Origin of the sequence: Lentilactobacillus parafarraginis DSM 18390 = JCM 14109 (genome assembly GCF_001435895.1) — a bacterium.
GTDB classification, from domain to species: domain Bacteria; phylum Bacillota; class Bacilli; order Lactobacillales; family Lactobacillaceae; genus Lentilactobacillus; species Lentilactobacillus parafarraginis.
This window is the reverse complement of sequence record NZ_AZFZ01000018.1, coordinates 17,997-44,623: the sequence shown is the minus strand read 5'-3', so window position 1 is coordinate 44,623 and position 26,627 is coordinate 17,997. Positions and strand designations below refer to the sequence as shown.

23 protein-coding genes and 2 other annotated features are annotated in these 26,627 nt (G+C 46.4%); of the genes, 20 read left to right on the top strand and 3 right to left on the bottom strand.

The genetic code is table 11. The annotated features are described in order from the left end of the window. Positions 1 to 70: 70 nt before the first annotated feature. A complete protein-coding gene (locus FD47_RS06120; RefSeq protein ID WP_056980237.1) occupies positions 71 to 1,504 on the bottom strand; it encodes a DHA2 family efflux MFS transporter permease subunit in 1,434 nt (477 codons plus the stop codon). Positions 1,505 to 1,825: 321 nt separating this feature from the next. On the opposite strand from FD47_RS06120, the gene gdhA reads away from it, so the two are divergent. Beyond that, entirely contained in the window at positions 1,826 to 3,172 is a 1,347-nt protein-coding gene (gene gdhA / locus FD47_RS06115) for an NADP-specific glutamate dehydrogenase (RefSeq protein ID WP_056980239.1), read from the top strand. Positions 3,173 to 3,312: 140 nt separating this feature from the next. Here the strand turns inward: gdhA and FD47_RS06110 are convergent, their stop codons facing one another. Further along, the gene (locus FD47_RS06110) at positions 3,313 to 4,575 is read right to left on the bottom strand and encodes a M20/M25/M40 family metallo-hydrolase (protein ID WP_056980235.1); all 1,263 of its coding nucleotides are present in this window, start codon (positions 4,573 to 4,575) and stop codon (positions 3,313 to 3,315) included. Positions 4,576 to 4,761: 186 nt separating this feature from the next. On the opposite strand from FD47_RS06110, the gene FD47_RS06105 reads away from it, so the two are divergent. From FD47_RS06105 to FD47_RS06025, 17 genes are all read left to right on the top strand, one after another. Then, positions 4,762 to 5,313, top strand: a complete 552-nt coding sequence (locus FD47_RS06105; protein WP_054733901.1) for a LemA family protein — start codon at positions 4,762 to 4,764, stop codon at positions 5,311 to 5,313. A gap of 24 nt (positions 5,314 to 5,337) precedes the next feature. After that, a complete protein-coding gene (locus tag FD47_RS06100; RefSeq protein ID WP_054733899.1) occupies positions 5,338 to 6,330 on the top strand; it encodes a M48 family metalloprotease in 993 nt (330 codons plus the stop codon). 369 nt (positions 6,331 to 6,699) lie between these two features. After that, positions 6,700 to 7,869, top strand: coding sequence for a trans-sulfuration enzyme family protein (locus FD47_RS06095; protein WP_056980234.1), 1,170 nt, complete (start codon positions 6,700 to 6,702; stop codon positions 7,867 to 7,869). A 20-nt stretch (positions 7,870 to 7,889) separates the two neighbouring features. Further along, positions 7,890 to 8,121 (top strand) — a binding site (T-box leader). A gap of 58 nt (positions 8,122 to 8,179) precedes the next feature. Then, positions 8,180 to 9,226 (top strand): ABC transporter substrate-binding protein, encoded by a 1,047-nt coding sequence (locus tag FD47_RS06090; protein ID WP_056980232.1) that lies wholly within the window; start codon positions 8,180 to 8,182, stop codon positions 9,224 to 9,226. A 12-nt stretch (positions 9,227 to 9,238) separates the two neighbouring features. Continuing rightward, entirely contained in the window at positions 9,239 to 10,264 is a 1,026-nt protein-coding gene (locus tag FD47_RS06085; RefSeq protein ID WP_081467877.1) for an ABC transporter permease, read from the top strand. A 24-nt stretch (positions 10,265 to 10,288) separates the two neighbouring features. Beyond that, the gene (locus FD47_RS06080) at positions 10,289 to 11,059 is read left to right on the top strand and encodes an ABC transporter ATP-binding protein (RefSeq protein WP_054733897.1); all 771 of its coding nucleotides are present in this window, start codon (positions 10,289 to 10,291) and stop codon (positions 11,057 to 11,059) included. A 56-nt stretch (positions 11,060 to 11,115) separates the two neighbouring features. Continuing rightward, positions 11,116 to 12,144, top strand: coding sequence for an ABC transporter substrate-binding protein (locus FD47_RS06075; protein WP_056980230.1), 1,029 nt, complete (start codon positions 11,116 to 11,118; stop codon positions 12,142 to 12,144). Between the two features lie 23 nt (positions 12,145 to 12,167). Next, positions 12,168 to 13,250 (top strand): Ldh family oxidoreductase, encoded by a 1,083-nt coding sequence (locus tag FD47_RS06070; protein WP_056980228.1) that lies wholly within the window; start codon positions 12,168 to 12,170, stop codon positions 13,248 to 13,250. 6 nt (positions 13,251 to 13,256) lie between these two features. Beyond that, positions 13,257 to 14,561 (top strand): O-acetylhomoserine aminocarboxypropyltransferase/cysteine synthase family protein, encoded by a 1,305-nt coding sequence (locus tag FD47_RS06065; protein ID WP_056980226.1) that lies wholly within the window; start codon positions 13,257 to 13,259, stop codon positions 14,559 to 14,561. A 1-nt stretch (position 14,562) separates the two neighbouring features. Further along, positions 14,563 to 15,720, top strand: a complete 1,158-nt coding sequence (locus tag FD47_RS06060) for an amidohydrolase (protein WP_082402602.1) — start codon at positions 14,563 to 14,565, stop codon at positions 15,718 to 15,720. Positions 15,721 to 15,735: 15 nt separating this feature from the next. Next, positions 15,736 to 16,926, top strand: coding sequence for a pyridoxal phosphate-dependent aminotransferase (locus tag FD47_RS06055; RefSeq protein WP_054733891.1), 1,191 nt, complete (start codon positions 15,736 to 15,738; stop codon positions 16,924 to 16,926). 7 nt (positions 16,927 to 16,933) lie between these two features. Next, entirely contained in the window at positions 16,934 to 17,938 is a 1,005-nt protein-coding gene (locus FD47_RS06050) for a D-2-hydroxyacid dehydrogenase (protein WP_054733889.1), read from the top strand. Between the two features lie 6 nt (positions 17,939 to 17,944). Then, complete coding sequence (locus tag FD47_RS06045; RefSeq protein WP_054733886.1) at positions 17,945 to 18,364, top strand: GNAT family N-acetyltransferase; 420 nt, start codon at positions 17,945 to 17,947, stop codon at positions 18,362 to 18,364. A gap of 427 nt (positions 18,365 to 18,791) precedes the next feature. Next, positions 18,792 to 19,493: an amino acid ABC transporter permease gene (locus tag FD47_RS06040; RefSeq protein WP_008211053.1), complete on the top strand. Its 702-nt coding sequence runs from the start codon at positions 18,792 to 18,794 to the stop codon at positions 19,491 to 19,493. Between the two features lie 9 nt (positions 19,494 to 19,502). After that, on the top strand, positions 19,503 to 20,252 hold the full coding sequence (locus FD47_RS06035) for an amino acid ABC transporter ATP-binding protein (RefSeq protein WP_054733884.1): 750 nt from the start codon (positions 19,503 to 19,505) through the stop codon (positions 20,250 to 20,252). A gap of 2 nt (positions 20,253 to 20,254) precedes the next feature. After that, complete coding sequence (locus tag FD47_RS06030; RefSeq protein WP_054733881.1) at positions 20,255 to 21,073, top strand: transporter substrate-binding domain-containing protein; 819 nt, start codon at positions 20,255 to 20,257, stop codon at positions 21,071 to 21,073. Positions 21,074 to 21,152: 79 nt separating this feature from the next. Continuing rightward, positions 21,153 to 21,396, top strand: a binding site (T-box leader). A gap of 89 nt (positions 21,397 to 21,485) precedes the next feature. Continuing rightward, the gene (locus FD47_RS06025; RefSeq protein ID WP_040537547.1) at positions 21,486 to 22,484 is read left to right on the top strand and encodes a ketopantoate reductase family protein; all 999 of its coding nucleotides are present in this window, start codon (positions 21,486 to 21,488) and stop codon (positions 22,482 to 22,484) included. Between the two features lie 6 nt (positions 22,485 to 22,490). Here the strand turns inward: FD47_RS06025 and FD47_RS06020 are convergent, their stop codons facing one another. Continuing rightward, positions 22,491 to 23,333: a prephenate dehydratase gene (locus FD47_RS06020; protein WP_054733879.1), complete on the bottom strand. Its 843-nt coding sequence runs from the start codon at positions 23,331 to 23,333 to the stop codon at positions 22,491 to 22,493. A 344-nt stretch (positions 23,334 to 23,677) separates the two neighbouring features. Between FD47_RS06020 and FD47_RS06015 the strand changes: the two genes are divergently transcribed. Beyond that, the gene (locus FD47_RS06015) at positions 23,678 to 24,640 is read left to right on the top strand and encodes an alpha/beta hydrolase (protein ID WP_054733877.1); all 963 of its coding nucleotides are present in this window, start codon (positions 23,678 to 23,680) and stop codon (positions 24,638 to 24,640) included. A gap of 202 nt (positions 24,641 to 24,842) precedes the next feature. Next, positions 24,843 to 26,606 (top strand): pyruvate oxidase, encoded by a 1,764-nt coding sequence (gene spxB, locus FD47_RS06010; protein WP_054733874.1) that lies wholly within the window; start codon positions 24,843 to 24,845, stop codon positions 26,604 to 26,606. Positions 26,607 to 26,627: the final 21 nt, after the last annotated feature.

Below are 26,627 nucleotides of genomic sequence, written 5' to 3'. Positions count from 1 at the left end.
TTTTTCATCCAACTATGGGGGTTCACTTCAGTCTCCGAATATGGAGACGCGACTTTTTTGATTGCGGTAATTAAGCTCGCTTTTCTTTAACGGTAAATGCCAGGCAAAGTGCTGCGATTGCTAAAATCAGTGTGAAAACCAATCCGAGATGGACGCCGCTGGTAAAGGCGACTTGGTGGCTGGCAGATGATGCCTGCTGACCGACGCCAAGCAAAGCCGTGGCAATGGCCGTGGCAATCGCGCCGACGATCTGCTGGAAGGTGTTCATGATGGTACTGCCGTCACTGGAAGTTCGTTGATCCAGCGCGCTTAATCCGTATGTCTGAGATGGTGACATGGCTAACGGAACCCCCATCATCATCACAATGTGGGCGAGAATGACGTACCACATTGGCGAGGTGGCTTGAGCAAACAGCAGCATGACAATACCAACGATGGTAATCGCAAAGCCGGTAACGGTCAGCAGCCGTTTGCTGACGATGTCGGAATACCGACCAGCAATTGCGGATACCAACGCGTTGACGATGCCACCGGGCAGCATCACAATTCCTGTTAGGGCAACTGGAATGGCCAGGCCATTTTGCCAGAACATCGGTAGCAGATACATTGACGAGAGGATAATGCCAAAGTCCATCATGACCAGAACCGCACCAGTCGTATACTGACGATTCTTAAAAATATGGAAGTTTAAAATTGGTTCGGCGGAAGCCAACTGTCGTTTAATATACCAAGCTAACAAGATAAAGGCAGCCACTAAGGTGACGATCACGCTTGGCGATCCCCAACCTTGATCACTGGCCAGACTGACGCCGGTAACAAGGCCGCCAAAGCCGAGGGTTGATAGGATGATTGAAAAGATATCAATTTTTGGTTTGGAAATATTACCGACATTTGGTAAGTATTTGATGACGAGGATGAGGGCAATTGCCAAGAATGGCACGAACATCCAAAAAATCCACTGCCAAGACATCAATCCCAGAATCATCCCGGATAACGTGGGGCCGATTGCTGGGGCAAACATAATGACTAGTCCAATCAGGCCCATGGCAGCCCCTAATTTATACGGTGGGAAGATCAAGGTGGCAACCGTGAACATCAATGGGAGGATCAGTCCAGTACCAACCCCCTGAATCATCCGGCCGACTAATAAGATGGGAAAGCTGCTTGCCAGAGCTGAAATAATGGCGCCAACCATGAAGGCAACGATCGCAAAGATAATGATTTGCCGGGTTGAAAACAGCTTTGAAAGTAAACTTGAAAGTGGCAGGACGATGCCGATTACCAGCATGTAGCCGGTGACTAACCACTGAATCGTGCCAATATTAACGTGTAACGCGGTCATTAAACTGGGTAACGCAATGTTCAACGACGTTTCACTCAGCATGCCGACGAAACCGCCGATTAACATGCCAAGCATTGCAACAAATGGGTGAGCAACTGGTTTAGCCGCTTGCTTTTTAGCTTCGCGAGCCATACTAGTTTCACCCTGTAATGATTTTTCCATAAATGCGAACACTCCTAATTCTAATTCTCTGAATCGATGACAACACCCGTTTGGGCATTTGAACATACTAGCATAAATAAGAAGTTCTCGTAAGCTTTATTTTCAAAAATTTACCAGCATGGGGTGAAAGCGTGTTAAATTGGGAGATTTTTGAAAATATGACGATCGTATATAAAAAAACACATAAAAAAATTCATAAAATGTGAAGATTTATCATTAAAAGTCTGGTAGAATATAACGTAACGATGTAATTTTAAACATCAAAGGGCCCTTGTTTGAATTTATATCAATTAATAATATGATAGAAAGCTGGTAGTGCTTGTGAGTAATGCGAAGACCTATATTGAATCTGTGAAAGATACCATTCAACGTCGTGATCCCAATCAAACGGAGTTTCAGGAAGCAGCATTCACCGTCTTGGATACCTTGGAACCAGTTTTGGATAAACATCCAGAATATATTGAAGCAAACCTGTTGGAACGATTGGTTGAGCCGGAACGGGTCATCCAATTCCGAGTCCCTTGGCAGGATGATAACGGTAAGTTTCAGGTAAACCGCGGCTTTCGGGTTCAATTTAACTCAGCGATCGGCCCTTATAAGGGTGGTCTTCGATTACATCCCAGTGTTAGCTTAGACGTTGTTAAGTTTCTGGGGTTCGAACAAATTCTGAAAAATAGTCTCACCGGTTTGCCAATTGGCGGCGGCAAGGGCGGTAGCGACTTCGACCCCAAGGGCAAGTCGGATTCTGAAGTGATGCGTTTCTGTCAGAGTTTCATGACGGAATTACAACGGCATATCGGCCCTGATTTGGACGTTCCCGCTGGTGACATTGGCGTTGGCGGACGTGAAATTGGTTTTCTGTTCGGGGCTTATAAACGCTTGAATGGTTACCAGAACGGGGTTTTAACTGGCAAGGGATTAACCTTTGGCGGTAGTTTGGCACGAACGGAAGCAACCGGCTTTGGGTTACTTTATTACACCCATGCGATGTTAAAAGCCTTAGGCGACACATTAACCGGCAAGAAGATTAAGATTTCCGGTAGTGGGAACGTGGCGATTTACGCGATTCAAAAGGCAACCGAGTACGGCGCAACCGTGATTACCTGTTCTGATTCGGATGGCTATGTCTATGATCCAAATGGAATTGACTACAAGGTCGTTCAACAGATCAAGGAAGTCCATCGCGGCCGGATCAAGGAATACGCTCAGCGCGTTGACACTGCTGAATATCATGGGGGTTCTGTATGGGATTTCGATACCAATTACGATATCGCGTTACCGTGCGCAACTCAGAACGAAATTAGCAAGGATCAAGCGAAGCTAATTGCCAAGGACCGGGTAAAGTACGTCTGCGAAGGCGCCAACATGCCAAGTGTACCGGATGCAATTGCAACTTATCGTGAAAATAACATCTACTATGGTCCTGCCAAAGCTGCCAATGCCGGCGGGGTTGCCGTTTCCGCATTGGAAATGAGTCAAAATAGCGAACGGCTTTCATGGAGTTTTGAAACCGTCGACAATCGTTTACACGACATTATGGACAACATTTTTGAAATGTCACAAAAGGCGGACAAAGAGTACCATCTTGATCAGAATTTCCAAGCCGGGGCTAACATCGCCGGGTTTGAAAAGGTCGCTGAAGCCATGATGGCGCAGGGATTAGTATAGAAGTGAACATCATCCAATAATCATCCAATGAATTAATAAGCGTTTATTCGTGGCCGTTTGAACGTTTATAAAAAATGAAAATTTATCAAAACGGGCAGCCAAAACTGATTTTATCAGTGTTGACTGCCCGTTTCGTTTATTTAATCGGGTTGCAGATAATTGATTGCGACGGTCGCAAACAAGGTTTGCATTTTCAGGAAACTACTAATTTCGACATATTCGTTCGCCTGATGAGCAGTGGTGTTGCCCGGGCCAACAATTAGAAATTCGCCATCTGGATTATGGCGCCGAAATTCCGAGGCGTCGGTCCCCATTGAAGAGCCAATTGTCGGCAATGCCAATGGTTCGTCCAGAATGGTAGCCGCGTGATGTTGAAGGAGTTTAGTGAGGCGGTCGTGGACGTTATTTGCCACCGGGTCTTCACTTTGCTCAACAGTGAGTTCAAGGTTCATTGTGGGGATCTCATTTAGTTTCTGAATGAGTTCGCGAAGTTTGCGAACTAGGTTTTCGTTTGATAATTCAGGGATTGTCCGGACCTTGACCTTTTCAACGGCGAGGTCGGGTATGCTGTTGACCTGCTTGCCGCCAACAAAGACATCTGGCGCATAGACGGTTTTTCCAAGTCCCGGATGACGTTCCGTTAAGGAGTGATAAAAAGCTTTCTCCGCGTTGTAGTACTGAACGAGGTTGTCAATCGCGTTAATTCCCAGCTTGGGCATCGAGCTATGGGCGGCCTTGCCGTGAGAAGCGACCGTGTAGCTGATCCACCCCTTATGGGCGTTAATGATGAAGTGTTGCTCTGGGGCGGTGCTTTGAGTTGTTGCCTGCATCAATTGCTCAAGCTTTCCTGAAGAAATTGTGGCAGCCCCACTTGCAAAGTACTGATCGATTTGAGCAATTGGGACCCCGGTCGGTTCCGCGAACAGGATCGCGTCTAAATCATCGCCGTAGCCTGCATCTGAAAGCATTGCGGCTCCTTCTTCGGTTAACTCCTCCGAGATGGTTGCCAACAGACGAATGGTCCCGTGAAGCGGCTCTTGTTGCTCATGCAGTTCAATCATGGTAATGACGAACTGAGCGAGGCCGGCTTTCATGTCGGATGTGCCCCGGCCATAGAGACGGTTATCGTGAATTGTTGCCTCGAATGGGGGCGTGTCCCAGTGACTCAATTCATTTTCATGAACCGTGTCCAAATGTCCGCTAAATCCGAGTTTGGGATGCTGACCGTTACCGATTTCTGCCACCACATTACTGCGATTGGGAAACTGGTCAATTCGGTTCGCAGAGATGCCATGTTTGGCGAGTAGATTAATGAGATAGTCAGCCGCGGCCCGTTCGTTTTCATTAACGGTTCGAATATTGACCAGGTCACGGACAATTTGAAGTTTTTCTTGTTGATCCATAGTGGCGTCTCCTGTCTGGGGTCGTGGGATGAGAAATTTAAAATTCGATGAGAAAACTGATTTCATCCATTGTGCCGATTATTAAGTCGGAAGTCAATTCAAAACTCGTTATATTTTAGCCCACTATGTTGCATTCTAAGTGGTATATGGTATGTTTATTACCAAAGAAACCAAGGAGGAACTACGATGACATGGTTAATTATCGGGGTAATTTTAATTGTAATTATCCTCATTATTGTCGTTTTATATAACGGCATTGTCTCACAACGAAATTTGGTTGACGAAGCTGCCAGCCAGATTGACGTTCAATTACAGCGGCGGGGAGATTTGCTTCCCAACTTGTTGGAAACTGTTAAGGGGTATGCCAAGCACGAACGAGAGACCCTCGCAACGGTGACTGAGATGCGAACGGCGATTACGGATCCCAACGCAAGTTTGGGGGACAAAATTAAGGCGGATAATCAATTGACGGGGGCGCTGAATCACCTGTTTGCCGTTTCCGAAAACTATCCGGATTTAAAAGCCAACCAGAACTTCCTATCGTTACAGGAAGAACTGACGAACACTGAGAATAAGGTCGCGTTCTCCCGTCAAAACTATAACAGTAACGTGATGGCCTATAACAACAAGTTACAGACATTTCCAAGTAACCTCGTCGCAAAATTTGGTAACTTCCCAGTTCGCGATTATTTGGAAGCTCCTGAGGCATCTAAAGAAGTGCCGAAGATGAAATTCTAGTTAACAGAAGGAGTTTTCACCGAAATGGAAACAATTAATCAGCAGGTTAAACAAAATCAAATTCGAACCTGGTGGGTACTGGTCGGCTTCGTGTTTTTGATCGCCGTGATTGGTTTCTTATTGGGGCTGATCTTTGCGTATCAAAGCGATCCAATCGACCTGAAAATTCCGTTGTATACCGCAGCGGGATTTTTGATTGGCGCGGCAATTTACACGTTGTTTGTGTACCTGAGCGTGACCAATATTTTGATGAAGTCCAGCAACGCCCATCAGCTGCAGGAGTCCGATGATCCCACTTTGTTTAATATCGTCAGTGACCTATCAATGGCGGCCAACATTCCAATGCCCGATATTTATCTCATGGATGAAAAGGCGCCCAACGCATTTGCGACTGGGCGCGATCCGGAGCATGCCGCGGTGGCCGTCACCAGTGGGTTGCGGCAGATGATGAATCGGGAAGAACTTGAGGGCGTGTTGGCTCACGAAATTTCGCATATCAAAAATTATGATATTCGGGTCTCTTCGATTACCGTCGCGTTGACAACGTTCATTGCTGGCGCTGGTGCGGTCATGATTATCGCTGGGATTAGCATGATTCGTGGTGGAAACTGGATGGGCATTTTTGGTGATCGTGACGATGATTCCAAGGATTCCCGCTATCTTTGGATTGCCGTGCTGACCTTTGGTTTCATTGTCTGGCTTGGCGGCTGGATCATTAAGATTATCGGGGTGCCAATTGCGCAAATTATGCAGTTTGCCGTTTCGCGACAACGCGAATCTTTGGCCGACGTTTCCGGTGTGAATCTGACCCGGGACCCTCAAGGCCTCATTGACGCATTGGAGTTGTTGAAAGACGATTCGACACCCATGAAAAATGCCGAAGCGAAGGGCGCTGCTTTATATATTAACGAACCCACCAATAAGCACGGAAAGACGCCGTTTATCGTTAAAATGTTTGATACGCATCCACCGCTGGATGAGCGAATTGCGCGGCTGAAGCGGTTGTTGGGAGAATAATGGTAATCCCTTAAATTTCAAAAACAACTTGACACCCTTTCAATCTCAGGGTAACATCATGGCAATTAATCTAATTAAATTTTAATATTATTTGCGATGAAGAGAAGAGTAGGAGAATCAGTACTGAATGAAAGCGACCATCGTTGGTGCGAGGATGGGCAGGAACGTTCTTTGAAGATGAGCTCTGAGCAATTACTGAAAGTGAAAGCTTGATGTACGTGGGAAGCACGATAAAATTCCGGGCATGTTTGTGTCTTTGAGGTATCGGTGGTGACATCGATGCGAATACGGGTGGTAACACGATAAAAATCGTCCCTGAGCAACTTCGGTTGCGCAGGGACTTTTTTTGTGGAAAGCGAGGAAATTGATATGACAGAATTTGATACACGATTAGTTCACGGACGTTCGCAACATGATAATCAGACGGGTGCGGTTAACGTGCCAATTTACAATTCATCAACCTTTATTTTTCCGAAGGTCGATGCCAAGGTCACGTGGGACTACGCCCGTTCCGGTAATCCGACCCGAAACTATTTGGAAGATCAGTTAGCTGCCTTGGAAAACGGCGCGAAAGGATTTGCGTTCTCGTCGGGGCTGGCCGCCATTCACGCTGTTTTAGGAATCTTTTCGCCGGGAGATCACATTGTGATTGGCAACACCATTTATGGTGGAACCTTTCGGCTAATCAACCAGTTCTTTAAGCGCTGGGATTTGAAGGTGACGTCCGTTGATACCCAAGATTTGGCGGCCGTTGAAAACGCCATTCAGTCAACGACAAAGGCAATTTACTTTGAAACGGTTGCCAACCCGTTGTTAAAGGTGACCAGTGTGAAGGCAATTTCTAAGATTGCCAAACGCCATGGGTTACTGACGATCGTGGATAACACATTTTTAACCCCGTATCTGCAGCAGCCATTAGATCTTGGCGCTGACATCGTCGTTCATTCAGCAACCAAATATTTGGGTGGTCATTCCGACGTTGTCGCTGGGATCGCGGTTGCCAGGGATCAAGCAATTGCTGACCGAATTTACTTTAATCAAAACGGCATTGGTTCGGTACTGTCGCCCGCTGACTCGAATCTCATTCGGCGGGGTATCCAGACATTAGCTGTTCGATTAGACCGACATGTCAGCAATGCCGCCAAAATCGTCAATTTCCTTCAGAGCCGTCCGGAAATCGCCAAGGTTTACTATCCTGGAATTGCCGGGACGAAGGATTATGAAATTGCGACCGCGGAACTCAAAGGTTATGGTGGGATCATCTCGTTTGAATTGCAAAAGGGGTTTGACGCCATCAAGTTTGTTGAAAACTTGAACCTGATCCAGTTAGCAGTCAGCTTGGGGGCTGTTGAAAGTTTAATTGAGTTACCGTACAAGATGACTCACGCGGAACTCTCGCCCCAAGAGCAGTTGAAAGCCGGGATTACCCACCAGTTGGTCCGGTTATCGGTGGGAATTGAGGACCCCAAAGATTTAATTGGTGATTTAACCCAAAGCCTCGACCGGTTATCGGAACCCGTTAGTGAGGTAACCGATTAGCTTTGAAAGACAAATTCAATTTAGATGCGTTGAACGGATGAGTACCTGATTAATTGATGTACAGAGAGCCGGAGATGGTGAAAACCGGCAATTGATTTTCAGGGAATATGGTCCGCGAGCACTTATGACGCCGAATCGTGAAGCGTCATCGGCACCCCCGTTATCGGGTATGAGAAAGTATTTTCTTGCAGAGAAACAACTTGTGAGGGTTGTTTAAACAAAGGTGGTAACACGTTGAAAAACGTCCTGGGTCGCGGCAAGCGGCACGGGGCGTTTTTTAAATTGATGTGAGATAGGAGATCGTTTGAGGATGAAATTTGGAAGAGTATTGGGAAGTATCGCGGGTTTATTGGCATTATCAGTTACGTTGGCTGGGTGTGGGAACAGTTCAGCCAAGCAGCAAACAACTAAGGATTATAAGTATGGTTCAATTACCGTCCCGGCAAAGGATGGGTCCATCTGTAACGCCCCCAACTATATTGCTTATGAGAAGGGCTTCTTTAAGAAAAACGGGCTAAAGGCAAACCTGGTTGCCAACCCGCGGGATATCAGTGATTTGGAAGCCGGGTTTGCCAGTGGCAAATATGACGTGCAAAATGGCGATTTTCAGTATTTGCCAGCCATTCAAAACGGCGCCCAAATTAAAGCTGCTGGTGGGATTCATCAAGGCTGTATCAAGTTACTGGTGCCAAAGAATTCCAGTATCAAAAGCGTTAAGGATTTGAAGGGAAAGACAATTGGCATCCCAGCCCAGGGATCGACACCCCAATACGTCACTTCAATTGCCCTGCAGCATGCCGGCCTTGATCCAAAGAAGGACGTGACATGGAAAGTCTTTGGGACCGACTTGCTGGCTAAAGCAGCTCAAAAGGGTGAGGTTGACGCCATCGGAACCGTTGATCCGTACGCCTATCAAGCACAAAAACAGGATGGTTTTAAAGCAATCATTGATAACAATAATAATGCCGGTAACGCGCAGATGGCCAAGATGGGAATGAAGAAAAAGGGATCATGCTGCTACCTGTACCTGTCAAACAAGCTGATTCAGTCTAATTCCAAGAAGGCCAAGGCAGTGGTGAAATCCTACCAGGAAGCCGCTCAGTGGATCAATCAGCATCCGGAAGAAACCGCGAAAATTGAACTGAATAAGGGGTACGTCTCGAAAACGAAATTCATTAACGTTGCTAACGTAACCCAGATCCTAAAGGACGAACACTTTGACCTGAATTTGAATAAGGGTAAATCGGATCTGAACTATTACATTAGCCAACTTAAAGAGGCCGGTTATTTAAAGAAGAATACGAAGAACGCGCAATTGTTGAAACAAGCTTATTGGAATCCGAAATTGGATGACTAGATTGGAGGCCCCATCATGTTAGACGCAGTCACGCTATCAAAGAAGCATCGCAGTCCGGCAGCTAAAAAGGACGAGGTGCAAACTAAATACTGGAAACCATGGCGATTAACTTGGAATGTTCTGAGCCTCGTGACCGTTGCGGCGGCCTATTTCGAAAATGTCACGGTGCATTCTCAAGAACTGGTCAATAACGGTGCGTATAAAGGATTTTTAGCCGCTTACTTTGGTTATCTACTGATCGTATACGGAATTGGGTCGGTCACAAAGGGGAAAATCCGCTTGTACAGCGGTCACTTTGCGCAGCTGAACGCCCTCTTGGGAGTGGTGTTGATCGGTCAGGATTTACTGACTGAGAAGTTCGCGATGATTAAATTGCCGTTTTTTGTAAGTTTTGCTCAGATCCTGGATCAGATTAAAACCGACCAAAAGTTACTCATCGCATCAACTTGGTCGTCACTGGGACTTTGGCTGGTTAGTTTTATCGTTGGAACCTTGATCGGGGTGGTCCTGGGCCTCTATATGGGCCGTTACCGTCAGTTTAATTACTGGTCATTTCCATTTCTCAAGGTCATTGGGATTATTCCGGCGGCTGCGTGGATGCCGTTGACCATGGTGATTTTTCCAACGAGTTACTTAGCGGAAATCTTTTTGATTGCGTTTGCGGTTTGGTTTCCGGTTGCCTTTATGACCATTGGTGGCGTTCAAAGCATTTCATCGGACTACTTCGAATCCGCGCGGACCTTGGGCTTTTCTGAATTTCAAATCATGCGTAAGGTTGTGATCCCCGGAGCTCTTCCGAACATTTTCATTGGTATCTTCACCGCGATGGGACTGTCATTTACCATGCTGGTGATTTCCGAAATGATTGGCGCCAAAGTTGGCTTGGGGTGGTATATCAACTGGGCCAAAGGCGTTGGTAACTACACCCAGGTTTATGCGGCAATTGTGATTATGGCAATTTTATTCTCAGTTATCTTTAGTTTCCTGAATAAGCTTCAGGAGTATGCATTAAGATGGCGGAAAAGTTCGAAGGTTTAGCAAACGCAAAGGGGATGGCTGACAATGGTTCAATTAACAATCCAAAACGTTAACCGAATTTTACACGATAATAACGGTGAACGGATTAATGTATTGGAAGATATTAATTTAAGTGTCGGATCCGGTGAATTTATCTCGATCATTGGTCCGTCTGGTTGCGGGAAAACGACGCTGCTACGACTAATTTCGGGACTAGACCAACCGGAAACTGGGAAAGTGACGGTTGATGATCAGCTGGTCACCCGTCCGGATGCCTCCCGAGGATACGTCTTTCAGCACGGAAGTTTGTTTCCCTGGGAAACGATTCGTGACAATATTAGCGCCGGCTTAAAAGCGGTTCATGGGCGGCATTACGATCGGAATCTGGTGGCCCATTACATCGAGTTAATGGGGCTCAAGGGATTTGAAAAGGCCTATCCCCATCAGGTTTCCGGTGGGATGGCACAACGGGCAGCTTTGGCGCGGTCAATCATTATGAATCCCGAATTATTACTATTGGACGAACCGATGGGCGCGTTGGATGCCTTTACCCGGGCCGATGTTCAGGACGTCATTCACCGGGTTTGGAAACAAACGCAAACGACGATGGTGCTGGTGACCCATGATATTGATGAAGCAATCTATTTGGGAACCCGGATTGTGGTGATGACACCACGGCCTGGTCGAATCAAAGAGGTTGTGACAAATCCATTAACGTTTCCCCGTGATCGGACAAGTGATCAATTCCTAGAATTTAGAAGGGCGATTCAAGATAAGCTGAATTTTGGAAAGAAACCCATATCAGAAACGATTTAGGGTGGTTATCGTTTAAAGAAGCGCTGAAAGATCAGCGTGTTGAGGAGTGAAGGCGCATGAAATTCAATAAAATTGTGATGGGTATTTTGGGGTTACTATTAGTGGCTGGTGGACTTAGCGGTTGTGGCAACAAACAGTCCGCGGCAACAAAGGGTTACAAAAATGGGGCAATTACCATTCCGGCCAAGAACGGGTCGATCTGTGGCGCCCCAAACTACATTGCTTACGAAAAGGGATTCTTTAAGAAAAATGGCATTAAGGCCAGTTTGGTTGCTAAGCCAACCAACATTTCCGACCTCGAAGCGGGGTTTGCCAGTGGTAAATATGACGCCCTCAATGGTGATTTTCAATATTTGCCAGCCATTCAAAACGGTGCCCAGATTCAAGCTGCCGGCGGCATTCATCAGGGATGTATTCAGGTATTGGTCCCCAAAAATTCACCAATTAAGACGGTGAACGACCTGAAGGGTAAGACAATTGCGACTCCTGGTCAGGGATCAACCCCTCAGTTCGTTGCTTCAATTGCCCTTCAGCATGCCAATATCGATCCAAAGACCGGCGTGACTTGGAAAACTTACGATTATGATTTATTGGCAAAGGCCGCTCAGAAGGGGCAGGTTGATGCCATCGGCAACGTGGATCCGTATGCCTATCAAGCGATTAAAGAGGATCATTTTCGGGTGATTGTTGATAACAACAACAGCAAAGGCAGCGATGCCATGGCCAAGATGGGCATGAAGAAGGATGGGTCGTGTTGTTATCTCTACTTGGCCAACAAGTTAACAAAGCAAAGTCCAAAAAAGGCTAAAGCGGTTGTGAAGGCCTATCAGGAGGCGGCCCAGTGGATCAATCAGCATCCTCAAGAGACGGCATCCATTTTGTTAAAGAAGAAATATGTTCCAAGCAGTCAGTTTGTTAACCAAAAGAACGTTGCCAACTTAATTGCCAGTTATCATTTCGGCCTGAAGAAGTCTAAGGGTAAACAGGATGTTACCTATTACGCTAACCAATTGAAGCAGGCAGGGTTCTTAAAGGCAGGTACCAACGTGAAACAACTGGTGAATAAGGCATATTACGACGATTAGGGATGGGAAAAGAGGTGGCCGCGGTGAAAATTGCAGCAGCGACAGTGAAAAATTTCATTGCCCATGTTTATCTTGGCTATGGGTTTTCGGAAACTGATAGCGCCTTGATTGCGGAAACACTAACCGACGCGGATCTGCGGGGAATTACTTCCCACGGTATTCAGCGACTAGCGATGTACGATCGAAAAATTCGGGCAAAAGCGATTATTCCATACAACAAGTGGACCGTTGTCAGGCACACCAAGTCAAGCCTGCTGGTGGACGCTAACCACACGATGGGCCAGCTCGTCTCAGCTTTTACGATGGATCACGTGGTGAGTAAGGCACAGCGTCACGGAATTTCAGTGGGGGTCGTGCGGCATTCAAACCATTTTGGAGCTGCCGGATACTATGCCCGGATGGCGGCCAAAGCCGGATTAATCGGCATTGTCGCGACTAACACAAACCCTTTACTTGTCCCGCCACGGGCGAACCAACCGTTTCTTGGCAGTAATCCACTCGCGTTTGCGTTTCCAACCCAAAATGCCCCGTTTGTTTTTGATGCGGCCACGTCAACGGTTTCGCTGGGGAAAATTGAAGTGTTGCTTAAGAATAACCAATCAATCCCAGGAGAGTGGGCGGTGAATGGTGACCGGCAAACGCAAACTGATCCGCAAACCGTTTTGGATGAGTTGGCGCGAAGCCGTCGAATTGGCGGGATTCTTCCTTTGGGAGGCCAACGGGAAGCGAATGCGAATTATAAAGGATTTGGTAATTCATTAATCGTTGAGTGTTTAACAGGCATCCTTGCTCAGGGGTCAATTTCTGCCGATCTTGGTCATAAGAATCATGATATCAGTCATTTCTTCCTGGCGTTGGATCCGGAATTATTCGGAGATCCTCAAGAAATAGAAGCGTCATTGAGCGATATGCTGGATCGGATCCGACATTTAGCCCATTCAGGGGCCAATCCCATTCGCGTTCCAGGTGATCGGGAAATTCAAAATATTGATTGTAATTTAAAAAATGGCGTTGTGATTGACCAAACGACGATCGATCAAGCAAACGAAATCGCGAACCGGCTTGGAATTTCCGATCGGCTTAGCGGAACGCCAATTAAGGAGTGAAGTAATTTGGCAGAAGAAAAATTTGACACGCTCAGAATTCATGGTGGTTATGACCCAGCCCAACATCATCATTCAGCCACCGTTCCAATCTATGAGAATGTGGCCTTCACGCTAGGCTCAGCTAAACGGGGTGAGGAAGTCGCCCAGGGGAATGTGCCGGATGCCTACATGTATTCGCGGGTGGGCAATCCAACTGTGTCTGTCCTGGAACAGCGAATTGCGGCACTGGATGGTGGCGTTGACAGCGTTGCGGTTGGTTCCGGAATGGCCGCAATTACCTACAGCATTTTAAACGTTGCTGAAGGTGGTGGTCGAATTATTGCCCCATACGACATATATGGGGCCGCTCTGGATGAGTTTGAAACCCTATTTCCCAAGTACGGCATTGATTTTGACCTTGTCGATGATATCAATGATTTTGATGAAGTTAAATCAGTGATTAGGCCGGACACCAAAGCGATCTATGCGGAAAGTGTGGCCAACCCAACCACTAAGATTTCGGACGTTGACGGGCTGGCCAAGGTTGCCCACGAAGCCGGGATTCCACTCATTATTGATAATACGTTCTCAACGCCGTATTTATTTCAGCCGATTAAGCACGGCGCCGACATTGTGGTGTATTCGTCGACAAAGGGGATTAGTGGTCACGGTAACGTGGTTTCCGGTTTGATTGTTGATGGCGGTCACTTTGACTGGGCTGGCGGAAAGTTTCCACAATTTAAAGAAAACGAGTTTATTTTGAAGAGCGCGGCCCATCCGAAACATTACAGCTTCATTGATGTGTATGGAAAGCGGGCTTACATTAAACGGATTCGGCAGAAGTATCTGCGATTAATGGGCGCCGTTCTCGCCCCCTTTGAAGCTTATCTGGAATTAGTGGGACTCGAAACGATCACCGAACGGTTGGATAAGGAGGTTGCGACAAGTTTAAAAATCGCAAACTATTTGCAAACCAATCCCCATGTTAAAGCCGTTTACTACACCGGGTTGCCGGATTCAGATCAGTATGACTTGGCAAAAGTATCCTTTCCAAAAGGGATTGGGACGGTGTTGTCCTTCGAACTAGATGGCACCGCCGAACAAACGGCAACGGTGGTCGATTCCGTGAAATTATTTCTGTATTTACCAAACGTTGGCGATAGTCGTTCCCTAATTGTGAATCCGATCAAGATTACTCACCGAGAAGTGCCCGTAAAACGGCGGGCAGCCAGCCACATCACCGATCAGCTGTTACGATTATCGATTGGCTTAGAAGACAGTGATGATTTGATTGCGGATCTGGATCAGGCGATTTCAACGGCATTTAAATGAGGTGACGATTTTGACAACGAAAACGAAGACTGATATTTTACCCGAAATAATTCATTTGCGACATCAGTTTCATCAACACCCGGAACTGTCCAATCAGGAATTTGAAACCACTAACCGGATCAAAGACATTCTCAGTAGCTGGGGAATTCCGGTCGTTCCAACGGAATTGACGACCGGCCTGCTTGCCGAAATTAAGGGCGGTCAGCCAGGACCAACGATTGCTTTGCGTGCCGATATTGATGCATTGCCAGTCGATGAACAGACTGATCTACCTTTTAGGTCGGCAAACGCTGGTGTCATGCACGCCTGTGGTCACGACATTCATTTTTCAAGTTTACTCGGAGCAGCCAATCTTTTGAATCAACAAAAAGCCGACCTTGCCGGTGACATCCGGCTTCTCTTTCAACCGGCTGAAGAAGCTGGTCATGGCGGCGATCAGGTACTGGAAAAGCACGTATTGGACGGGGTGGCGGCCATTGTTGGCTTTCACAACAATCCTAACTTGCCGGTTGGTCAAATTGCCTTGCAGGCTGGGCCGCTTATGGCGGGATGTTACCGGTTCCTAGTCACCGTCCATGGCGCCGGGTCACATGGCGCTCGCCCAGAAAAGGGGCACGATCCGATTGTTGCGGCGGCCGCGATTATTTCCCAGCTGCAAACCATCGTCAGTCGCAGTTCTAATCCGTTCGACGCGGTGGTTGTCAGTGTGACCAAGGTTTCCGCTGGCAAAACTTGGAACGTGTTACCAGATAAGGCAACGTTTGAGGGCACCGTTCGGACGTTTTCTGACGAAGTAACGGATTTGGTTAAAGAACGGTTCTATGCAATTGTCAACAACGTGGCTGCGGCTTATGACGAAACTGCGGCCATTGACTGGAGCGTTGGCGCATACCCAATTCATAATGACCAGCGGATTACCCAAATTGTTGCGCAGGGATTAAAGGAACCCGTCGTCAAGCCGGAATTAACGATGACGGGTGAGGATTTTGCCACTTTTGAAGCACAGATTCCCGGAACGTTTGCGTTTATTGGCTCTAATGGTGCCCCGGATGCGGCCGATCTGCACGACCCTCACTTTGTGGGAAAAGATGCGACGATTTCCGCGGGGATCGACTACTTTGTTCAGAGTGCCAAGAGTCTATTGGCCAATCTTCATTGAAAGTGGGGCGGTTGAATGATTGATATTTCTTCATTAGTAAAAGCAGATCTTCAAACAATAACCCCGTCAATGATTCGTCGGATAAACAATCGATTTAGTCAGATTCCGAATATCGTTAATCTGACAATCGGCGAACCCGACTTTCCGACTCCGGATCATATTAAGTTGGCCGCGGTGCGAAGCATTTTGAATAACCACACCCACTACGCGCCGAATCGGGGGACGGCAGATCTTTTGGCCGCCATCAGCAGTTATCTTGCCAGCCGATTTGGGTTGGACTACGATCCAAACACTCAGATTGTGGTGACAAACGGCGCGAGTGAAGCGATCAGTACCGTCTTTAATGGCATTGTGGAGAAAGGTGATCGGGTTTTGATCGCCGAACCGGCGTTTAGTTTGTATAAAACGCTCACGGCGTTAAACGGCGCGGTACCGGTAACCGTTGATGTTTCGAAAACAAGCTTCAAGTTAACCCCCAAGGTGCTAAAAGCCACTCTTGAAAAGTATGGTCAACATCTTAAGCTGGTTGTGCTGAACTATCCAAATAACCCCACCGGTGTCACGTACTCTGAAAATGAGGTTCGCGAACTCGCAAACGTCTTGCGACATTATCCGGTTGCTGTTTTAAGTGATGAGGTATACAGCGAACTGGCATATTCCGGAGAACATGTCTCGATTGCCCGCTACCTTCCCGAACAAACGTTGTTAGTGAATAGCGTTTCAAAATCATACGCGATGACGGGGTGGCGAATTGGTTATTTGTGTGGCGATCCCGGGATTATCAGGCAGCTGGCGAAGGTCCACCAAGCGGCGGTGGCGACAGTGGGAACGCCGAATATGGACGCGGCAACGGAAGCATTTTTATTTGGCGCCCCTGACAGTTGGCATATGAAGGCCGTTTACCAAAAACGACGTGATTTTTTGACGCGGGCGTTAACAGAAATTGGTTTTGACTTTGTGCCACCCCAAGGCGCTTTTTACGTCTACGTTCACGTGCCAAAATTTTTCAAAGGAAACGCAATGGCCTTCGTTGAAGAATTGGCAACTAAGGCCGGGGTGGCAGTCGTTCCTGGCGAAGCATTCACGGGCGGTCATTCAAATTATTTTCGAATGAGTTACGCAACGAGTATGGCGAATTTAGACCTCGCAGTTAGCCGACTTCAAGCGTTTGTCAGTCACCAGTTTGTTGAAATTGAAAGGGAGTGACCCATTAATGACAAAAATTTTGGCCTACCACGTCCGTGATGATGAGCAACAATTTATTGATGAGTGGGCGGCCGAACACCATGTTCAAGTAGATAGTGTAACGGCCGAGTTACACGATGATACGGTTGATCAAGCCCAAGGGTATGACGGGATTGATTACAAGCAGCGAAGTATCCTGAGTGAAAAGCCGGAATTGTATCAAAAGCTGCATCAATTTGGCATTCAGCAGCTAGCTTGTCGTTCAGCTGGAATTGATTCGGTTAATTTACAGTGGGCGTTTCAGAATGGCCTTCGGGTGACCAATGTGCCATCCTATTCCCCGCCAGCAGTTGCCGAGCTGGTATTGGCCCAAGCGATGCAGCTGATCCGCCATATTCCCCAATTCAACCAACGGATCGCTGACAATAATTATGTGGTGAATGGTTTACGATCACGGGAATTATCATCATTAACGATTGGGATAATTGGCGTTGGTCGGATTGGCGGGACGGTCGCTAAAATTTTTCATGCGTTAGGCGCCACTGTTTTGGGAAACGATATTCGTGCGCCCCGGGCTGATATGCGGGGCATTTTGACCTACACGTCTAAGGAAAACCTCTTAAAGCAATCTGATATTGTGACGAGTCACGTCTACTATGCCAAGCAGAACTACCATTTGCTTGGCGAAGCACAATTTGACCTAATGAAACCCGGAGCGTTTCTTATTAACGACTCGCGCGGGCCGGTCGTGAACACGAATGCATTATTAGCGGCGCTTCACGGAAAACAAATTGCTGGCGCCGCGCTGGACGTTGTTGAAAATGAAACGGAAATTTTTAATTTACGATTCGATCATCAGACCCCGGTGCCGCATTACAACGCCCTTAAGAAATTACCAAACGTGTTATTGACGCCCCATATCGGCTTCTTTACCAATACGGCAGTTAAAAATATGGTCAAGCAGTCACTGGATGACACATTGGCCATCATCGAGGGGCGTCCCAGTGATCATGAAATTAAAAATGAGGAGTGACGAAGGATGGTTCGCGTTAGAAAAATGCTGGTTTCCGATTACGAGGGCGCCTATGCCCTATGGGAAAGTGTCCCGGGGATGAATTTGCGGTCCCTGGACAATTCTGAAAAAGGCATCGCCAAAATTATTAATCGGAATCCTGATCTCTGCTTTGCGGCAGTTGAAGGTGATCAGGTGGTTGGGACTGCACTGGGTGGCACTGATGGTCGGAAGGGGTATTTGTACCATGTTGCCGTTGCTAAAGACCATCAAGGACGTCATATCTCGTCACAATTGATCAGCAAGGTCACTCAAGGATTTAGGCAGCAAGGGATTGAAAAGGTTGGCCTCTTCGTTGTCGTGGGGAATGAAGATGGCCAGCACTTCTGGGAGCATCAGGGGTTTAAGCCACGCCCGGATATTCGGTACTTAGATTTGGATTTGTAAAAAATACACAAAGTGTCTGTCGAATCTTGACACCGCCACTATAAAACTGTTAGTATCTCTCTGTGTATAAAGAAAGTGCGTTGATGAGAAGAGTAAAGTAATGCCTGTTGAGACAGAGATCATCGGTAAGTGAAAAGATGACTGGGGCCTTGCTTGAAGATGAGCTCGGAGCAATTTATCAAGGGTGCAAGCTCGCGATACGTGGGAATCACGATACCATTCCGGACATGATCGTGTCTTAAGGTGTCAATGGCAACGTTGATACAAAATAGGGTGGTAACGCGGCTAATAGAGTCGTCCCTTTACGCATTAAGTGTAAGGGTACGTCTTTTTTATGCTACTATACTAGTTACGGATTAGCCCAAATGACAACGATCAAAATGTTGTTAGCAGTCATTTATCGATACATAAAGGAGGTTTCAATTCTATGTGGCACATTATTCAAAGCTCAACGCCTCAACTATTGGCGGCGGGGTTTAAATATACGATTCCAATCGCCATCATTTCATTCATTATCGGGTTGGTAATCGCACTGATCACGGCCTTGGTTCGGCTATCATCTAAAAAAGGTTTCTTCTATATATTAAAAGCAATCTTTCGCTTCTATGTTTGGCTATTTCGAAGTACGCCCTTGCTGGTCCAGTTATTTATCGTCTATTTTGGACTGCCATACCTGAAAATTCAGGGGATCTTTCCGAACGGGATTCAGTTAAACCCGGTAATTGCCGGAATTATTACCTTCTCACTGAACACCGGGGCCTATTGTTCAGAAACCATTCGGGCATCGATCTTGTCGATCCCGGAGGGCCAGTGGGAAGCGGCTTATTCAATTGGGATGACCAAAACGGTTGTGTTGCGCCGCATTATTTTACCACAAGCAATTCGCATTTCACTGCCGCCATTAGCCAACAGCTTTATTAGCTTGGTTAAGGATACTTCGCTGGCGGCTTCGATTACGATTGTTGAAATGTTTGAAGTGAGTCAGCAAATTGCCGCGCAAAACTATCAACCACTGGTCATGTACAGCTTGGTTGCCGTCTATTACGCCATTTTCTGTACGGTATTAACCTGGCTGCAGGGATACTTGGAAAAGGTCACATCCCGTTATGTTACAACAAGTGCTGAATAGGAGGAAGCCATGTTAAAAATCGAAAACCTAACGAAAACTTTCGGAAACCACCAAGCACTTGACCATATTTCAACAACCTTTCCAGAAAATAAGACAACTGTGATTGTCGGCCCATCGGGTTCGGGTAAATCAACGTTGCTGCGATCATTAAATTTTCTTGAGAAACCAGAATCCGGTCATTATCACTTCGATGATTTGGATATTGATCTTTCAAAGCCGGTTTCCAGTTCAACGATTCTTAATATCCGTCGGCAAACCGAGATGGTGTTTCAGGGATACAATCTATTTCCGCATTTATCAGTTATTAAAAATGTGATGGAGGGGCCGATCTATGTCCTTCATAAGGATCGGGCGACTGCTAAAAAAGAAGCGGCTGAACTTCTAGCCAAGGTGGGGCTTGCTGAAAAGGCCGATGTGTATCCAGCTCAGCTTTCCGGCGGTCAGGCGCAACGAGTTGCGATTGCCAGATCCCTAGCGATGCATCCTGAGTACATTTTCCTTGATGAACCGACTAGTGCGTTGGATCCTGAGTTGGAATTAGAAGTGTTAAAAGTTTTGCTGCAGATTGCCAAGGAAAAGCAGTCGATGATTATTGTGACCCATAACTTGGCATTTGCGAAGCAGGTCGCCGATAAGATTATATTTGTGGAAGATGGTAAAATTCTGTTTGATGGGTCGGAACCTGATTTCTTTGGGACGGACAATCAGCGAATTTTAGATTTTATTTCAGCGATGACATTTTCAGATTTGGAGGAGTAAAAATGAAGACAACAGTTAGAGGTTTTAAACGGTTAGTACTCGCCGCAGGGGTCGTTACAGTGGGGCTATTATTGACGGCTTGTGGTTCAAATAGTTCATCAAGCAAGGGAAACTATACTTCGGAACTCAAACAGTCCAAGCAGCTCACGGTTGGTCTGGAGGGCACGTATGCGCCATACTCATATCGTAAGGATGGCAAGTTAACCGGATTTGAAGTTGATTTGAGCAAGGCGGTTGCCAAGAAGATGAACTTAAAGGCCAATTTTGTTCCGACTAAGTGGGACAGCTTAATTGCCGGCTTGGGAAGCAGCAAGTACGACGTGGTTCTCAATAACATTGCTGAAACGCCAGAACGGAAAAAGTCCTATATCTTCTCCACTCCATACATTTATTCACGCTATGCGTTGATTACTAAGTCCGGCGATAAGACGATTAACAAGCTGGCGGATGTTAAGGGCCAAAAATTGGCCGAGGGGACTGGCACCAATAACGAAGCTCTCGCAAAGAAATTAGGTGCGAAAACGGTACCGTCAGGAGATTTCACCACGAGCTTGGCATTAATTCGTCAGGGTCGGGTAAAGGGCACCATCAATGCTCGTGAAGCTTGGTACGCTTACGCTAAGAGTAATTCGACCAAGGGATTGGACTATCACCAAGTTTCAGATTCCCAAGCCGAACCGGTTCACATCTCCGCAATGTTTAACAAGAAGGATACGAAGCTCCAAGCTAAATTTAATAAGGTTCTGCAACAGTTACGCAAAGATGGCACGCTTGCCAAATTATCTCAGAAGTACTTTGGCGAGAACATCACGAACAAGTAGATTAAAAACAAATTTCAAAATTTGTGTTGACAATTAGAATTCTGTGCGTTAGATTATAGTCACATTAAAATTTCGATTAGAAAATGCGATGAAGAGGAGAGTAACTTCGAATAATCGTGATAGGGAGTCCCGTTAAGTGGAAAGGGATAACGATTTGAGAAGCGAAAGTAGCCTCCGAGCAGTGAATGCGAAGCAATGAGTATTTGCGGTGTGCACACCTTAACGTGCCAGTGTATCGTTGAGTTAAATCAGCCGTACATGATGAGACAGTTTGTGTGAACAAACTGTAAATTAAGGTGGTACCGTGTGAAAGCGCCCTTGGTCTTGAAGAAAGACCGAGGGCGCTTTTTTAATCGAAATTTTATTGATTATTGACATGTAGCAAAAATTTGGAATGTGGAGAGTGATATTTATGAAATTTGCAATGATTGGTGCCGGTGCAATGGGACTTCGCTATGGAATTTTACTTCAAGAGGCTGGAAATGACGTTACCTTTATCGATACTTGGCAACCGCATATTGACAAGATTCGCGAACAAGGTGGCGTATACGTCATGCGGGATCATAAGGATCGTCATTTAACGAAAATCAAATTAGAAACGCCGGAAAGTTACGACGGTGATCCTGATATGCTGATTTTCTTTGTTAAGCAGATGCAGTTAGCCGACTACTTGAAGCGGTGTTCGCACTTCTTCAACGACCGGCAATACGCCTTTACCTGTATGAATGGCATGGGGCACATTGAAAAGCTCCAAAAGTACTTTGCCGATGACAAAATCATTGGTGGGACTGCATTGATCGCGACGGTTCTTCCTGGCCCAGGTGAGGTTGATTTCATGGGCAAACGGGGTGCCGGCATGATGAACATGTGCCCACTGAATGAAAAGCCGGATGAAATGTGCCACCGTCTCTTTGATGAACTTCAAAAAGCCCAAATGAACCCAACGTTAACCGATGACTTCACCGGCACATTGATGACCAAGGTAATATTTAATTCCGTTATTAATACGATTTGCACCATGTTTGAAATTCCGATGGGCGAATTCGGTAACTTCAAGGGCGCTTATCAAATGGGTCGGCAGTTAATCGATGAGGCCTATGATATTTGTGCCCGGGCGGGGATTCATTTGGTTTCAAGCCGGGATGAAGAAATGGCCGCCCTTGACCATAACACCCGGATTGATATGCCGTTACACTACCCATCCATGTACCAAGACATGATCAAGGATCGTCCAACTGAAGTTGACTACATCAATGGTTACATTGCCGATTTGGGTCGGAAATATCACTATGAGGCCGCAACCCACTTGTTTGTTACCCAGGCGGTTCATTTGGCTGAATACCATCGGCAGAATGAAGCCAAGAAACGGGCTGCTGAAAAGCAAGCTGACCTTCAGCGCCAAACCGCTTAATAGTTGTTAGTCGGCGTAAAAACCAAGTAAGTGGATATTATACATTGCCGTCATTTCGCGAAGGGTTGTGAAGATAACCTCCTGTTGATCACGCGTTCCCGAAATTTCGATGTAAAATGAATATTCACCGAGCTGGCTTTTCGCTGGTAATGACATTAAGGTAATTAAGTTCAGGTTTACCCGGGCAAAATGGCCAAGAATCTCGTAGAGTGTCCCTGGTTTATCATTCATAGCTGGAGTCACGAAGAACGGTGCCTTGAACTGGTTGGTTGTTAATTGCAGGTTTGCGAGTTGTTCCAAATTTGCTGGTTGGTTTTTGAAAATCACAAACCGGGTATTGTTATCATCCTGGTCGGCCACGTTATCCAATTTCAACTTGGCTGATTGGTTGGCCATTTGTGACTGAGGAATAATCGCGGCGTCCCCGGCAAGCCCGTCCTGAAACTTTCTAGCGGAGACCATGTTGGAAGAGGTCGTGATGATCTGAGCGGTTGGCAATTTTTGCAATAGTTTTTGGCACTGCCCCTCGGTTTTAAATTGAACATAGATGCGCTTAATATCACTTAGTTGATGAGCGTTTGCGACCAGTCCAAAATTAACTGGGACCGTGATTTCGCCGATTTCCGTAACGTCGGCAACCTGCAAACGTTGAAGCGTTGCGGACACATAACCGTCAAGCTGGTTTTCCAAGGGTAGTAACCCAATATTATCGCCGAAAACAGATTGATAAACCTGATCAAAAGTGGGGTGGTAGTCAAATTGAACATCGGTATATGGCTGGGTTTTTAAATACGCTTTTGCGGCTGCGTCAGCGAAGGTTCCTTCTGGACCAAGAACGGAAAATTTCATTAATTTATCTCCTAAAAGTAGCTTTATAAAATGACGAGTACTTAGCTTCAAATAATTATCTCATAAAAGATTGGCTCTTTTCATTAGAAATACTAATAAAATGACGCGAAAACGATCTTTTCGGTCATTAGTCCAGCATGTCCTGTGACTGATGACTGGGAAGATCGTTTGTGGTTTTGAAAACCGGTTTTTAAAGTTGTTATGGTTTGTTTAAATAATCCCACAATCACGCTTAAACCGTTATAATGAATAACACACAAATTATTATCTATCAGTCAATATTTATTCCAGCTGATGGCGGGCTAGAGAGACCCCATTCAGCGCACTTAAGAGGTTGTTTAGAAATGAAAAGATCATCAGTTTTAAAACCGTTGTTGCTGCCGTTGACGGCGGTGACCGCGGGGAGCTTCATGTTAAGTTATCACTTATTTAAATACGCGTTTGAGCGCGTCGATTACGTTCCTGAAACTTCTAAAGAAAAGCAAAAGTATGCGGACGACTATTATCGATATGTCGATTGGATGAAGGACGTTCCGTCGCAAACCTGGACGCTTAATGAAAATTCTCCCGAGAACAAGGTTGTTGCCAGCTTCATTCCCGCCGAACAGCCGTCAAACAAGACCGTGGTGATTGCCCATGGTTATAAAGGTAATCGGGAAACAATGGCAAATTACGTTAAAATGTTTCACGACATGGGCTTTAACGCGCTGGTTCCCGATGACCGGGGCCACGGGGAAAGTTCCGGCGAGTACATTAATTTTGGCTGGTTGGACCGATTAGATTACTTGAAGTGGATTAACCGGGTGATCAGTTACGTTGGTGAGGATAGCGATGTGCTGCTGTTTGGTGTCAGCATGGGTGGCGCAACCGTTGAAATGATTTCCGGAGAAAAGCTGCCTCCACAGGTTAAGGCCCTCATTGCAGATTGCGGTTATTCCAGTATCCGTGAAGAATTGACCTACCTGTTAAAACATCAATTTCACTTGCCAGAATATCCGGTTGAGCCACTGGTAAGCGGTATTAACCGGCACTTCCTGGGTTTCTCACTCGACGATGTTTCCTCAACTGATCAATTAGCCAAAAATCAACTGCCAATTCTATTTATCCACGGGGGGCGGGATACCTATGTCCCCGTGTCAATGGCGTATGAGAACTATCGAGCTACTCGCGCGCCCAAGCAGTTGTGGGTGGTAAAAAATGCCACTCATGCTGAGAGCTTTTGGTATAATCCAGAGGCCTATCGCCAACGGATTACCGCCTTCTTGAAAACGTACTTTATTGAACCGGAAAAAGTGTCAAATCATTAAAATCTCCAGTCGGCTCGCGCTAACAATCAATTTAGTTAGCGTGAGCTTTTTTGATTGAAAATTGGTTTTGCTCAATCAGTCACTATCTATTAGTAAGTGTAAATGCTAGAAATTTATTGTTCAGCGGCTATACTTTTAACTATAAACAATTAATCAGTAAGAATGTAACCGCTTATTCTTACTCAGTGAAGGAGACTTTTTGATGACAAAGATGATTGCAGGCCAAGCGTTAGTAAAGGTATTGGAAGACTGGGACGTTGATCACGTGTACGGAATTCCCGGCGGCTCCATTAATCATACCGTTGAAGGATTATATCTGGAACGAGATAAGGTTAAGTATATCCAGGTTCGCCACGAAGAAGTTGGCGCGATTGCGGCATCTGCTGATGCGAAGTTTACCGGCAAAATCGGGGTTGCCTTTGGTTCAGCCGGCCCCGGCGCAACGCACCTTTTCAACGGCCTTTACGATGCCAAAATGGATCACGTGCCAGTCTTGGCATTAATTGGTCAAGTTGGCCAATCAGTGATGAACACGAATTACTTCCAAGAGATGGATGAAGATCCAATGTTTGCTGACGTTTCTGTGTTTAATCGGACGGTTACGACTGCCGAACAGATTCCATACGTGATTAATACTGCAATTCGAGAAGCCTATCGTCAAAGTGGCGTGGCCGTTGTTGTCCTGCCAGAAGATTTGACTGCTAAGGAAATTGACTACGAGCCGTCGAAGACACCCAAGACCGTCAAAAATGACTTTACCCAACAAATTGATCCTAAAGTGGTCAGTGAAACCGTTGAATTAATTAAGAATGCCCAGCACCCCTTGATCTACGCTGGGCGGGGCTTATTGGGCGCCCGCGATACGCTGACCAAGTTCTCTGAGCAGTTTAACATTCCGGTGATTAACACCGTTCCAGCAACTGGTGTCATCAGTACGGACCATCCTAACGCCATCGGAACCTTTGGCCGCCTTGGAACTAAGTCGGCTTTTGAAGCGCTTCAGCAGACTGATTTGATTCTGTTCTTGGCATCCGAATTTCCATTTGCCCAGTTCTGGCCAAAGGACGTCAAGATTATTCAGGTTAATAACAATCCGTTTGATATTGGCAAGACAGTTGACGTTGATTATTCAGTTATTTCAGACGCCAAGGCTTACCTGGAAGCCGTGATCGCAACCGGGGAAACGCGTTCGGACGATAATGGCTGGTTGGCTGCTAACCAAACGAATAAAAAGAACTGGGATGCTTGGCTGGACGAGTTGGCCAATGATGACAGCGACGGCTTGAATCCTGAGTTGGTCACTAAAAAAGTGGCAGAATTGTCCGGTCCGAACGACACCTTTGCCGTTGACACCGGCAACGTTTCCGAATGGGGTGTTCGCGGGGTTCCGGTTAATCAGAATCAGCGGTTTGCGATTTCCGGTCTGTTTGCAACGATGGGCTTTGGGGTTCCCGGTGGCCTGGCAGGGGCCCTCAGCGTTCCCGAAGGCCAAGCATGGTCGCTCTCCGGTGATGGTGGCTTCTCAATGGTTTCACAAGACATTATTACCGAAGCGCGATACGGCCTGCCGGTCATCAACGTCGTATTTTCAAATGACCGATTTGGATTTATCTGGTACGAACAAATGGAAACCAAGCAGCACTTCTACGGGGTTGATTTAACCGATGCTGACTGGGCTAAAGTTGGTGAAGGCCTTGGCGCTATTGGCTTTACCGCCAAGAGTATTAAGGATCTTGACGACATTTTTGCAAAGATCAAGAACCTTCAAGCTTCCGGCAACAAGAAGCCAATCGTGATCGACGCGAAGATTAAGCAAGACGATCCGGTCGCAACGGCCTTCATGCCACTGGATACTGAACTATATGGTCAGGATACCGTTGATGCCTACGCAAAGCAGTATCATATTGATCCGGCAAAACAGCCATCTTTGGGCCAATTACTGAAAGAACAAGGAAACATCGAGTAATTTGAATGAATAACTTAGCAT

Excerpts from the sequence above, each read along its gene's own strand:
- FD47_RS06105 (WP_054733901.1), top strand. The coding sequence starts at position 4,762 with ATGACATGGTTAATTATCGGGGTAATTTTAATTGTAATTATCCTCATT.
- FD47_RS06045 (WP_054733886.1), top strand. The coding sequence starts at position 17,945 with ATGGTTCGCGTTAGAAAAATGCTGGTTTCCGATTACGAGGGCGCCTAT.
- FD47_RS06050 (WP_054733889.1), top strand. The coding sequence starts at position 16,934 with ATGACAAAAATTTTGGCCTACCACGTCCGTGATGATGAGCAACAATTT.
- FD47_RS06030 (WP_054733881.1), top strand. The coding sequence starts at position 20,255 with ATGAAGACAACAGTTAGAGGTTTTAAACGGTTAGTACTCGCCGCAGGG.
- FD47_RS06055 (WP_054733891.1), top strand. The coding sequence starts at position 15,736 with ATGATTGATATTTCTTCATTAGTAAAAGCAGATCTTCAAACAATAACC.
- FD47_RS06090 (WP_056980232.1), top strand. The coding sequence starts at position 8,180 with ATGAAATTTGGAAGAGTATTGGGAAGTATCGCGGGTTTATTGGCATTA.
- FD47_RS06120 (WP_056980237.1), bottom strand. The coding sequence starts at position 1,504 with ATGGAAAAATCATTACAGGGTGAAACTAGTATGGCTCGCGAAGCTAAA.
- FD47_RS06015 (WP_054733877.1), top strand. The coding sequence starts at position 23,678 with ATGAAAAGATCATCAGTTTTAAAACCGTTGTTGCTGCCGTTGACGGCG.
- FD47_RS06025 (WP_040537547.1), top strand. The coding sequence starts at position 21,486 with ATGAAATTTGCAATGATTGGTGCCGGTGCAATGGGACTTCGCTATGGA.
- FD47_RS06020 (WP_054733879.1), bottom strand. The coding sequence starts at position 23,333 with ATGAAATTTTCCGTTCTTGGTCCAGAAGGAACCTTCGCTGACGCAGCC.
- FD47_RS06080 (WP_054733897.1), top strand. The coding sequence starts at position 10,289 with ATGGTTCAATTAACAATCCAAAACGTTAACCGAATTTTACACGATAAT.
- FD47_RS06110 (WP_056980235.1), bottom strand. The coding sequence starts at position 4,575 with ATGGATCAACAAGAAAAACTTCAAATTGTCCGTGACCTGGTCAATATT.
- FD47_RS06075 (WP_056980230.1), top strand. The coding sequence starts at position 11,116 with ATGAAATTCAATAAAATTGTGATGGGTATTTTGGGGTTACTATTAGTG.
- FD47_RS06095 (WP_056980234.1), top strand. The coding sequence starts at position 6,700 with ATGACAGAATTTGATACACGATTAGTTCACGGACGTTCGCAACATGAT.
- FD47_RS06100 (WP_054733899.1), top strand. The coding sequence starts at position 5,338 with ATGGAAACAATTAATCAGCAGGTTAAACAAAATCAAATTCGAACCTGG.
- spxB (WP_054733874.1), top strand. The coding sequence starts at position 24,843 with ATGACAAAGATGATTGCAGGCCAAGCGTTAGTAAAGGTATTGGAAGAC.
- FD47_RS06040 (WP_008211053.1), top strand. The coding sequence starts at position 18,792 with ATGTGGCACATTATTCAAAGCTCAACGCCTCAACTATTGGCGGCGGGG.
- FD47_RS06035 (WP_054733884.1), top strand. The coding sequence starts at position 19,503 with ATGTTAAAAATCGAAAACCTAACGAAAACTTTCGGAAACCACCAAGCA.